11 protein-coding genes are annotated in these 11,535 nt (G+C 67.9%); 10 read left to right on the top strand and 1 reads right to left on the bottom strand.

Translation table 11 applies throughout. The annotated features are described in order from the left end of the window. Positions 1-285 (top strand): autotransporter domain-containing protein (locus KIP89_RS01700; RefSeq protein WP_213753693.1); only part of this gene is annotated, 285 nt, incomplete at its 5' end. Between the two features lie 673 nt (positions 286-958). Here KIP89_RS01700 and KIP89_RS01705 read toward each other — a convergent pair. Next, a complete protein-coding gene (locus KIP89_RS01705) occupies positions 959-1,933 on the bottom strand; it encodes a LysR substrate-binding domain-containing protein (protein WP_213753694.1) in 975 nt (324 codons plus the stop codon). 161 nt (positions 1,934-2,094) lie between these two features. On the opposite strand from KIP89_RS01705, the gene KIP89_RS01710 reads away from it, so the two are divergent. From KIP89_RS01710 to KIP89_RS01750, 9 genes are all read left to right on the top strand, one after another. Further along, entirely contained in the window at positions 2,095-3,600 is a 1,506-nt protein-coding gene (locus KIP89_RS01710) for a sugar ABC transporter ATP-binding protein (RefSeq protein WP_213753695.1), read from the top strand. Then, positions 3,597-4,544 (top strand): ABC transporter permease, encoded by a 948-nt coding sequence (locus tag KIP89_RS01715; protein WP_213753696.1) that lies wholly within the window; start codon positions 3,597-3,599, stop codon positions 4,542-4,544. The genes KIP89_RS01710 and KIP89_RS01715 overlap by 4 nt, the downstream gene beginning before the upstream one ends. Continuing rightward, positions 4,541-5,518 (top strand): ABC transporter permease, encoded by a 978-nt coding sequence (locus tag KIP89_RS01720; protein WP_213753697.1) that lies wholly within the window; start codon positions 4,541-4,543, stop codon positions 5,516-5,518. The genes KIP89_RS01715 and KIP89_RS01720 overlap by 4 nt, the downstream gene beginning before the upstream one ends. Beyond that, a complete protein-coding gene (locus KIP89_RS01725; RefSeq protein WP_213753698.1) occupies positions 5,515-6,468 on the top strand; it encodes a TMAO reductase system protein TorT in 954 nt (317 codons plus the stop codon). The genes KIP89_RS01720 and KIP89_RS01725 overlap by 4 nt, the downstream gene beginning before the upstream one ends. Before the next feature lie 17 nt (positions 6,469-6,485). Then, complete coding sequence (locus tag KIP89_RS01730) at positions 6,486-7,394, top strand: polysaccharide deacetylase family protein (RefSeq protein WP_213753699.1); 909 nt, start codon at positions 6,486-6,488, stop codon at positions 7,392-7,394. Beyond that, complete coding sequence (locus tag KIP89_RS01735) at positions 7,391-8,251, top strand: aspartate dehydrogenase (protein WP_213753700.1); 861 nt, start codon at positions 7,391-7,393, stop codon at positions 8,249-8,251. Before KIP89_RS01730 ends, KIP89_RS01735 begins: the two co-directional genes overlap by 4 nt. A gap of 12 nt (positions 8,252-8,263) precedes the next feature. Further along, positions 8,264-9,049 (top strand): SDR family oxidoreductase, encoded by a 786-nt coding sequence (locus tag KIP89_RS01740; protein WP_213753701.1) that lies wholly within the window; start codon positions 8,264-8,266, stop codon positions 9,047-9,049. 18 nt (positions 9,050-9,067) lie between these two features. Continuing rightward, positions 9,068-9,769: an RraA family protein gene (locus KIP89_RS01745; RefSeq protein WP_250152134.1), complete on the top strand. Its 702-nt coding sequence runs from the start codon at positions 9,068-9,070 to the stop codon at positions 9,767-9,769. Between the two features lie 72 nt (positions 9,770-9,841). After that, positions 9,842-11,173, top strand: coding sequence for an amidase family protein (locus KIP89_RS01750; RefSeq protein ID WP_213753702.1), 1,332 nt, complete (start codon positions 9,842-9,844; stop codon positions 11,171-11,173). The last annotated feature ends 362 nt before the right edge of the window (positions 11,174-11,535 follow it).

Consider the following 11,535-nt stretch of genomic DNA (forward strand, 5'->3'; position numbering starts at 1 on the left):
CTCGCCAAGGAGATCGCGTTCGGTTCCACCGCGGCGACGCTGCGCGGGGCGATCGGCTGGCGGCACGCCTTTGGCGACATCGACCCGACGGTGACGCAGGCCTTTGCCGGCTCGGACGCCTTCACCATCACCGGCGCGCCGATCGCCGAGGACGCGGCGGTGCTGGAGGCCGGGCTCGATGTCCTGATCAGCGCCACCTCGACGCTGGGTGTCGCTTACACCGGCCAGTATGGCGACGGCGTCACCGAGAACGGCTTCAACGCACGGCTGAGCATCCGGTTCTGAGGCGGGGCTAGCTTCCCAACTGCCATACGCTTCTTTCGACTGGCCGGAAGGGCGTCACTGGCCTGGGCAAAGGGATAGGGTATTGGCTGATGAGACGCCGAGCCCGCCATGTCGCTGCAATCACAGATCGAAGCCGAGCCTCGGCTTTCGCATGGGTGGCAGGGCAAAGCTTAGTCGCGAGCTTAAGGTCTTTCGTGACGAGCGACGTGACGACTTCCCAGCGACCCGTGATTCCCCTCAGCGGTTCGGGAATCATCCATCAATGCTGGACAACGTTGTTCCGGGAGAGCTGACGGTAGGATTACGATCTTGAATTTTTGCCGCGAATGTAACCCTCGGGCTGGAAGCCCGCGGCTAAATAATTCGATACACTCAGAAAGTGGCGCGCCGACCAAGGTGAAACTGCGAACACCTATGTCGTTGAAGTCGCATGGGTTTATGCCAAATCAATAATGAGCCCAGCCAAGGCGATGAGTAATTCGCACGGGAATCAAGGAGTAGTGCCCTCACGTTTTGTCCCACCTGCCTGTGCTGGTACATCGCCTACAGCGCGCCGCGCGGCGACTGATCAGGGCGCTGACTTGGCGCTGGGTAATACGCGAACGTTCTTCCCGCGCGACAATCTGACAAGCACTGGAGGATACGAAGCGGCGGCATGGGGCGGAGTGAAGAGTCATTCAGCCATTGGTGTGAAGCTGCGTGTGCGCAGAGTCACCGCTTCGTCGAGAATCCATGATCGGAAGATCTGCACCCGGCTATCCTCCATCCGAGATTCATGGATGAGAAGGTAATATTCTCCGGCGCTCGCAATCTCGCTCGAAAAGGGAACGCAGAGGCTCCGCGCGACCTCGTCCTGCGCCAGCAAAATATCCGGCACCAACGCAATGCCGCGTCCCTGTCGGGCCGCGTCGAGCGCCATGAAGAAATGCCCGAACTGCAGGTGCGGATCGCTCTCCGCCTCGTAGCGCACGCCATTGGCCCGCAACCAGTCGGGCCAGGCATAGCGCCGCGTCGTGGTGTGGATCAGCGGATAGGCGAGGATATCGGTGGCCTCGTGGACGTCGCTGGTCAACAGCGCAGGTGCGCAGACCGGCACGAGACGATCCGGGAACAGTTCATCGGCATGTACCCCGTCCCAGCGGGTGACCATGGGCAGTTCGATGCGCGGCTGGCCGCGCTCATAGCGCCGGCCCGGCAGGCGCCCCACCCGGATGGCGATGTCGGCATCATGGGCGAGAAGGTCCGCCGCCTCGATCGACGAGACGATACGCGCCTCGATCTCCGGATGGCGGGCGACCAGCAGGTGCAGCCGGGGCATGAGCCAGACGCTGGCAATGGTGGGCAGCGCGCTGATGGTGATGGCGGGATCGCTGCGCCGGCGCGTCAGGCGCAAGGCGGCGCGCTCCAGCTCGTCAAAGACGCCTTCGACAACGCGATAGAACTGCTCGCCCTCGGCGGTGAGCTCAATGCGCCTTGTATGGCGCACGAATAAATCCTGGCCGAGTTCGACCTCGAGTTCCTTCACCTGCCGGCTGACCGCGCCCTGGGTGAGATGGAGCTCGTCGGCCGCGCGCGTGAAGGAGAGATGACGCGCCGCGGCCTCGAACCCCTTCAACGCATTTAAAGGCGGCAGTCGCCTCTTTCTCATCCAGCACCTCCGTCATGCATGAACTTAGATCATGCATGAGTGCCGAACAAATCGTTTGTGACAGGCCCACCCGCCCGGCATCGTAGCGGCACCCGATTTCCACCGGCGAGCCACCATCGTCGCACGCACCCCGGACCAACCGTGTCCGGGCGAGGATTCACATGCCCGCATCCGATGAAGCGCTCCTCGCCACCGGCATCGCCAAGACCTATGGCGCGACCTGCGCGTTGCGCGACGCGCGGCTCACCCTGCGGCGCGGGCGCGTGCATGCGCTGCTCGGCGAGAATGGCGCGGGGAAGTCGACACTGGTCAAGATCCTCGTCGGCGCGGTGACGCCCGATGCCGGCCGTCTCGATCTGGACGGCGCAGCCGCCGCCTTCGGCTCGGTGACGCAGGCGATCCACGCCGGCATCGTGCCGATCCACCAGCATCTCAGCCTGTTTCCGGAACTGAGCGTGCATGAGAATCTCTCGGCCTTCGCTCTTGCCGGGGGCAGTGGGCTATGGGCGGGGTGGCGTCTCGTCGATCCCTCCCGCGCCCGCGGTTGGCTGGCCGAGGTCGGTCTCGACGTCGATCTTGCCGCGCCGCTCGGCACATTGTCGCTGGGAGAGCGCCAATTGGTCGAGGTAGCTCGCGCGCTAAGCCTCGACTGCCGCGTGCTGGTGCTCGACGAGCCGACCGCCGCCCTCAATGCCGGCGAGGCCGACCGGCTGTTCGCCGTCGTGCGCCGGCTCTGCGCGAATGGCACGGCGGCGCTGTTCATCTCCCACCGCTTCGACGAGATCGAGGCGCTCGCCGACGATGTCACCGTGCTGCGCGATGGCCGCACGGTGATCGACGCCGCGCTCATCCGCCGCCACAGCCGCGAGGAACTGACCCACGCCATGCTTGGCGCGGGCGTCGAGGCCAGGCCGGAGCGCCTGTGCGCGCGCGCCGAGCCGGTGCTGGTCGGGCGTGGCTTTGCCGGCCGTCGCGACGCAAGCGGCGGCACCGACGTCACGGTCCATGCCGGGGAGATCGTCGGGCTCGCCGGCCTCATCGGCTCCGGCGCGCTCACCCTCGCCGCGTGGCTGGCCGGCGCGCAGGCCGGCGCAGGGGAACTCTCGGTGGCGGGGCACGGCTTCATCCCCGGAGACCGCCGGCGCGCGGCGGCGCTCGGCATCGCCTATGTGCCAGCCGATCGTCATGCCGAGGGACTGTTCGCCCGGCTCTCGGCGCGGCGCAATGTGTCGGTCTCGGCGCTTGGCCATCTGGCGCGGCTTGGCTGGCTGCGGGCGTCCCAGGAGGCGGAGCGGATCGACCCGCTGTTGCGCCGGCTGAAGCTGCACCCGGCGCAGCCCGAGGCGGAGGCGGCCACTTTCAGCGGCGGCAACCAGCAGAAGCTGCTCATCGCGCGCTGCCTCGCTTTGCCGGGCTTGAAGGCGATGGTCCTTCTGGAGCCGACACGCGGGGTGGATGTCGCGGCACGCAGCGTCATCCACGATGCCATCCGCGAAGCTGCCGCGGCGGGTCTCGCGGTCCTGGTCGCGACCAGCGATCTCGACGAGCTCATGGTGCTGGCCCATCGTTACCTCGTGGTGCGCGACAACCGGCTTGCTGCCGAGCTGCCGCAGGACGCCCCGCGCGCGGCGTTGCTGTCGGCGCTGTCGGGGAGCATGGCGGCATGAGGATCAAACGTCCGCCCGCTGTGGCGCTGGTCTGCCTCGGCCTGTTCCTGCTGTGCTGCCTGCTCGTGCCGCGCTTCGCCACTTTCGGCAATATCGAGAACGTGCTGCGCGTCGCGGCCATTCTTTGCATCGTCGCCTGCGGGCAGGCGATCGTCATCATTCTCGGTGGTATCGAGTTCTCGTTTGGTGCTTCCGTGGCGCTGGCCAGCGTGGTGACCGTGACGGTGCTGCCCACCACGGGTCCGATCGCTGGGTTGGCGGCAGGCGGCGCGTGCGTCATCGGTATCGGCGCGGCCAATGGCTGGCTGGTCGGGCGCATGGGGCTGCCGCCGGTCATCGTGACGCTGGGCACGTTGATGATGGCGTCCGGCACGGCCGCCTGGTTGGTCGGCGGCCTGCCGCTTGATGCCCCGCCTTCCGCCGCCTTCTCCTGGCCGGCGCGTGGCCGCGTCCTCGGCATGCCCGTCTCGATCCTCGCCGCAATGCTCGCTTGCCTCGCGCTGCATCTGCTGCTGGCCCACAGTCGGATCGGGCGGCTCTGGTACCATGTCGGCGCCAATCCGCTGGCCGCCCGGCTCGCGGGGATCGATGTCGCCCGCATCACCCTTCTCGGCTACGTGGTTGCCGGCGCCTTCTGCGCCGTCGGGGCGATCATCCTGACAAGCCGCGTCGCCTCCGGCCAGCCGGCCCTTGCACCAAATCTGCCGTTCGAGACCATCGCCGCCTGCGCCATTGGCGGCCTGCCGCTGTCGGGCGGGCGGGGGCATGTGCTGCAGGTCGTGTTCGGCGTGCTGACCGTCGCCATGCTCAACAACGCCGTGGTTCTGATCAATCTGCCTGTGGCCTGGCAACTGGTGCTGCTCGGCCTCGCGGTGCTGGCGTCGGTCGGCCTGCAGAAGGACTGGGCCGCGCTGAAGCGCCTCGCCGGGAGGACAGCCCGATGAGACCCCTCAGCGACAGCGGCACCCGTTTCCTCGTCGCGCCGGCCTCCATTCTGGCGGCATTGGCTCTGTTCGGCCTTGCCACGCCCGGCTTCCTGACGCTCGACAACGGGCTGAGCATTGCCGGCCAGATATGGATCCTGGCCCTGCTGGCGGTCGGGCAGATGTTCGCCATCACCGTGCGTGGCTTCGACATCTCGGTCGGCGCGGTCGCCGCATTGTCGGGAACGCTGGGCGTGATGGCGGCGAACGCCTTCGGGTTGCCGGCGCTGCTTCTTGCTGTGCCGGTCGGCCTCGCCTGCGGCACGGTGAATGGCTGGCTGGTCGGCCGTGCCCGCTTTCAGCCGATTGTCGCCACGCTTGGCACCGTGCTGGCGGTGAAGGGCCTCGCGCTCCTCGTCACCGGCGACGGACAGGCCGTGCCCCTCGAGGCGGGGGACACGGCCGAGCTGGCCTTCGACACGGTGCTCGGCCTGCCCCCGCTCGGCTGGGCGGCGCTGGCCTGCATCCTCATCGCGCATCTGGTGCTTCGCCACTTCGTCCTTGGCCGGCGCCTCCTGATGCTCGGCTCGAACCCCGAAGCGGTGGCGCTGGTGGGGGGAACGCCCTGGCGCATCGAGATGCGGGCCTACCAACTCTGCGGCGCCTTCGCCGGGCTCGCCGGCGCGCTGATGACGGCCCGCGCCGGCGCCGGTCTGCCGACTGAGGGCGCCGGCATGGAACTGCAATCCATCGCCGCGGCGGTGATCGGCGGCACCGCGCTGGCGGGCGGCCGGGCCAATGTGTGGGCGGTGCTGGCCGGCGCCACCTTCGTGCAGGTGGTGCTTACCGGGCTCAACCTCTCCGGCGTCTCGCCCTTCTTCGCCCAGATCGCCGTCGGCGCCGTGATCATTGCCTCCGGGCTGATGGATACGGGCCTGCGCTTCCTGCTTTCCCGCCTTTCCAGAACCTTCCAACAAAAAGGGACATTCCAATGAAGCTGTTCCGTGCCGCTTCCCTCGCCGCGCTGCTCCTGTCGACCGCCATCGCGCCGGCCCTCGCCGCCGAACCGGTCATCGGGGTCTCGGTCCCCAATCTCGGCTCGTCCTTCTGGATTTCCGTGCTGTACGGCGTCGATACCGCCGCCAAGGCCGACAAGGTGAAGCTCGTCACCCTCAGCGCCGGCGGCGATGCCAATTCGAGCCAGCAGATCTCGCAGATCCAGGATCTGATCCAGCGCAAGGTCGATGCGATCATCGTTGGCGCCACCAATGGCGATGCGGTGAAGGCGATCGTCGAGCGGGCGGTGGCCGCTGGCATTCCCGTGATCGGCATTTCTTCGCCGCCCAACACGGACAAGCTCGCCGCCATGGTCAGCGCCGACCATTACGACATGGGCAAGCTTCAGGCCGAGTGCCTGGCCAAGGCGATCGGCGGCAAGGGCGAGGTGGCGATGATGGCCGGCCCGAGCGGCCAGGCCTGGTCGGACCTGCGGGCGCAGGGCTTCAAGGACACCCTGGCCAAGGTGGCGCCGAACGTGAAGATCGTCGCGGAGTCGCGCCTCGCCGACAACCGCAACGCCGCACTGACCACCGCCGACGACTGGATCCAGCGCTTTCCGGACCTCTCCGGCGTCTACAGCGCCACCGACGACATGGCGGCCGGTGTGGTCTCCGCGCTCAAGAGCGCCGGCAAGAGCTCGGTGAAGGTGTCGGCCTCCAACCTCTCGCCCACCGCCCAGCAGATGCTGAAGGATGGCGATCTCGCCTGCACCTCGATCCAGCAGATCGTCGCGCAGGGCAGGGCGGCGCTGGATCAGGCGGTCGCCGCCGCGACCAAGGGCAAGGTGGAAGCGAAGGTGGTCACTCCCGCCGTGCTTGTCACGCCTGAGAATGTCGGCAGCATCGACCTCAGCCTCGTCGTCGCCCCCGCCGATTATCGGCCCTGATCGCCCGGAGCCTTGCCATGCTGCCGTCCCATGACCGCTTCGCCTATTCGCCCATCACGGCCCGTCCGGACTTCTCCTGGCCGGACGGCAAGCGCCTCGCCGTCTATGTCGCGCTGTGCGTGGAGCATTTTTCCTATGGCTCCGGGCTCGGGCTCGCCTATTCGCCGGGGCTCAGCCACCCCAATTCCTACAATTGGGGCTGGCGCGAATATGGCAACCGCGTCGGCGGCTGGCGGCTCATCGAACTGTTCGAGGAATACGGGCTGCCGCTGACGGTGCTGCTCAACAGCGCCTGCTACGACCATTGCCCGGAACTCGTCGCCGCCCATCGCCGGCGCGGCGACGAGATCGTCGCCCATGGCCGTACCAATTCCGAGCACCAGAACGGCATGGATGAGGCGAGCGAGCGCGCGATCATCGCCGAGGTGACGGCCAGAATCCGTGAAGCGGAGGGCGCGCCCCCCGCCGGCTGGATGAGCCCCGGCGCGCATCCCAGCGCACGCACCGAAGACCTGCTGGCGCAGGCCGGCTACGGCTACACGCTGGACTGGCCGATCGACGATCAGCCGGTGTGGATGAAGACAAAGGGCGGGCCGCTGCTCGCCATGCCCTATCCGCACGAGGTCAACGACGTGCCGATGGTGGTGCTGCACGACGGCACCGGCACCGCATTCGCCGACATGGCGATCGACAATCTCGAGGAGATGCTGGCGCAATCCGAGCGCCAGCCGCTCGTCTACGGCATCACCATTCACACCTTCATCGTCGGCCAGCCCTTCCGCATCCGGCAGTTCCGCCGGGTGATGGAGACGCTTGCCCGCCATCGCGACCGCATCTGGTTCACCACTGCGGGGGCTTGCGCGCAGCATTACGCGACGCTGTTCCCCGCACCCGGCGATCTTTCCAAGCAAGGCACTCAGTCATGAGTTCTCCCGACACCGGGCCGGCACGCACGCCGGCCATCACCGATCACAGCAGGGGCGTGCGTCGCGTCGCCATTGCTGGCCTCGGCGCCGTAGGCCTGCGCGTCGCTCAGGCCCTCGACGAGGGCCTGCCCGGCTGCACGCTCGTCGCGGTCTCCGCCCATGACCGTGTCCGCGCGGCCGAGCGGCTGGCGCATCTGCGGCGCCCGGTGCCCGTCGTGCCGGTCGAGGAGCTCGAGGCCCTCGCCGACATCGTCGTCGAATGCGCGCCAGCGGCGCTGCTGCCGGCCATCGCCGAGCCCTTTCTCAGGGCCGGCAAGACGGTGATCGTGCTCTCTTCCGGCGCGATCCTCGCGCATCAGGAACTCGTGGAACTTGCCCGCGCCCATGGCGGCCAGATCGTGGTGCCGACCGGCGCCCTGCTGGGGCTCGACGCCGTGACGGCGGCGGCCGAAGGCGACATCCGCTCGGTGCGCATGATCACCCGCAAGCCTGTGAAGGGGCTGGTCGGCGCGCCCTATCTGGTCGAGCACGACATCGCCATCAACGACATCACCGAGCCCCTGCGCGTCTTCGACGGCACGCCACGCGAGGCGGCGATCGGCTTTCCCGCCAATCTGAACGTCGCCGTGGCGCTGGCGCTGGCCGGCATTGGGCCGGACCGCACAAGGCTGGAGATCTGGGCCGATCCCGCGCTCACCCGCAACACCCACACGATCGAGGTCGACGCGGATTCGGCGAGCTTCACCATGTCGATCGCCAACGTGCCAACCGACAATCCCAAGACCGGGCGCATCACCGCCCTCTCGGTCATTTCCTACTTGCGCAAGCTGAACGCACCGCTGCGGGTCGGGTCGTAGAAAGTCATTCCCATGGATCTGGAACTGAACGGACACACGGCGCTGGTTCTCGGCGCCGGCGGCGGGCTCGGCCGTGCCATCGCCCGGACACTGGCGGCGGAAGGGGCGAGGGTCGCCCTCGCCGACATCGATGGCGAGGCGCTAAAGGTCACGCAGGCCGAACTTGACGCGCGGGGGGCGGCAACGCTGCCGCTGCTATGGAACATCGCCGACATCGACGCCTGCGACGGCCAAGTCGCGGCTATCGAGGCGGCGTTCGGGCCGGTCGACATTCTCGTCAACAACACCGGTGGCCCGCCGCCGAGCCCCGCCCATGGCGTCGCGCCGGAGAGCTGGGACGCGCAATTCCGCGCCATGGTGCTGTCGGTGATCCATCTCACCGATCGCGTGCTGCCGAACATGCGGGCGCGCCAATGGGGCCGTATCGTCACCTCCACCTCGTCGGGCGTGGTGGCGCCCATCCCCAATCTCGGCGTCTCCAACGCGCTGCGCTCCACGCTCGTCGGCTGGTCGAAGACGCTGGCGCGCGAGGTGGCGCCGTTCGGCATCACCGCCAACATCATCTTGCCCGGCCGCATCGCCACCGCCCGCATACGGTTCCTCGATGAGCAGAAGGCCAAGCGCGAGGGCCGGCCGGTCGACGATGTCATCGCCGAGAGTACGAGCTCCATCCCCGTCGGGCGCTACGGCACGCCGGAGGAATATGCCGATGCCGTCGCCTTTCTCGCCAGCGCCCGCGCCGCCTACATCACCGGTTCGGTGATCCGCGTCGACGGCGGCTATCTGCCGAACATCTGACCTTAGGGAGACACCCCGATGACCATGACGGACAACACGCCGGCCCTCACCCCTGAGCAGAAGGCCGACATCCGCCGCCGCTACCTCGCCGTCGACACATCGAACGTCGCCGACGTGCTCGACACGCTCGGTTTCATGGACCAGAGTCTCGCCGCCGACTTCGCGCCCTATCCCGCGCACAATAACCGCATCGCCGGCTGGGCCTACACGATCCGCGGCCAGAAGACCCCTTATCCGCTCGGCGGCGACGCCGAGAAGATGAAGGCCTGCCACGGCGTCGGCCCGGAGGAGATCACCGTGTGGAGCGGCGATGGCGAGGGCGTGTGCTATTTCGGCGAGCTGATCGCGCTGGGCATGAAGGAGCGCGGCAGCGTCGGCGCGGTGATCGACGGCGGCATTCGCGACATACGCTGGATCGGCGAGCACGGCTTTCCGGTCTTCGCGCGCTACCGCACGCCGACCCAGTCGATCGGCCGCTGGAAGGTCAATGCCTGGCAGGTTCCGGTGGTCATGCGCGGTGCCACCAGCCGCACCGTGGAGGTGTCGCCGGGCGATTTCCTGCTCGGCGACGAGGACGGGGTGATCGTCATCCCCGCCCGTGTGGTCGAGACCGTGCTCATCGAGGCCGAGCGCCTCACCCGCACCGAAGTCGCCATCCGCGCCGAACTGGCGAGCGGCCTCTCGCTTGCCGACGCGCTGGCGAAGTACGGTCACGTCTGACACACGCGCTTGCGTGCCCGGAAGGCGCCGTTGCCGCGCCGGCCGGGAGCTTTCCTCGACACGGAGCCGATCATGCCCGAGAACCTCGACGACCTTGCCGCCGATCTCGCCGCCGGCCGGACCGATCCGGTCCAGCTCGTCGAGCGCGCGCTGGACCGGGCGCGGGCATCCGACGCCGTGTTCATCACGCTGATGGAGGACGCGGCGCTTGCCGACGCCCATGCCGCCCGCCGACGCTGGACGCAGGGACAGCCGCTCAGTCGCCATGACGGCATCCCGATCGCCTGGAAAGACCTGTTCGATATCGCCGGCACACGCACCAGCGCCGGTTCGCGCACCCGCGATGAGGTGGTACCGGCAGGGATCGATGCGCCGGTGGTCGCGGCGACGCGGCGCCTCGGCTTCATCCCGATCGGCAAGACCAATCTCAGCGAATTCGCGTTTTCCGGCCTTGGCGCCAACCCGCATTTCGGCACGCCGACCGCGGATCTGCCGGGGAGCGCGTCGCGCATGCCGGGCGGCTCCTCCAGCGGCTCGGCGGTCGCCGTGCAGCGCGGGATCGTAACCGCGGCGATCGGCACCGACACGGCCGGATCGGTGCGGGTGCCCGCCGCCTTCACCGGCTGCGTCGGCTACAAGGCCTCGCAGGCGCGCTACGACATGGCCGGCGTGTTTCCTCTGGCGGGCAGCCTCGACAGCCTCGGGCCACTCGCCGGCTGCGTCGCCGATTGCGTGACGATGGACGCGGCGATGCGCGGCCTCGCGCCGCGCCCACTGCCGCCGCCCGTGCTTCATTTCGTGGCCGACGTTTCCATCCTGGATGACCCCGCGATCACGGCGCCGGTTCGCGCCCACTTCGAGGAGATTCTGGCACGACTGTCTCGGCACGCGACGGTCCGCCGCCAGCGCGTTGAGGCCTGGCACCGCACACGTGAGGCCATAGCGACGCTCGGTTGGCTCGGCGCCTATGAGGCGCGCCAGCTGCATCTCGACACGCTGACTGGTCCGAAACGCGCCCTTGTCGATGCCCGCGTGCTGAGCCGGCTCGATGGTGCCGCCCGCATCTCCGTCGAGGCGGCGGCGGAACTCGTCTCGATCCGCGCGCAGGAGATGCAACGCCTGCGCGCCGAACTCGGTGGCGCGACGCTCATCCTGCCTACCGTCAAGCATGTCCCGCCCCTGCTGGCACCGCTGGAGGCGGATCCCGCGCGCTTTGCCGAGGTCAATGTCGCGACGCTGGCGCTGACGATGATAGCCAGCTTCCTTGATATGCCGAGCGTGGCCTTGCCGACCGGATGGACGGCAGAGGGATTGCCTCTGTCTACCCAGCTTTGCGCGCTCTCGGGAGGAGATGACCGGGTGCTCGCCCAGGCGAACTGGCTCGAGCAGATTCTACTACGCTGAAGGCAGTGTCCCTATCTGCGCGCTCGAACCGGCTACGATGCTGAGGAGGTTATGAATTTGGATGTTCGAGCTCAGATTCAGGCGAGCGACGATCTGTCGAGATGTTGCGCCAAGGCGCTCCAGCGCCGCCGTAGGGCGAAGAAATAACTTCAGACAAGGGGTTTTAGAACGAAGCCCTGGAGGCGTGTGATCTGCTGGCCAGTCAAGCGCTGTATGTCGGCATTCGGCGGCAACATTGAACCGCCCCGGCTTTGCCGGAGGCCCCAACTCCTGAGAGGATGGGGCTATGACGAGCAAGACGACGAACAAGTTCTCGCCTGAAGTGCGTGCCCGGGCGGTGCGGATGGTGCTGGATCACGAGG

The sequence above is a fragment of the Ancylobacter radicis genome (genome assembly GCF_018449475.1).
Classification (GTDB): domain Bacteria; phylum Pseudomonadota; class Alphaproteobacteria; order Rhizobiales; family Xanthobacteraceae; genus Ancylobacter; species Ancylobacter radicis.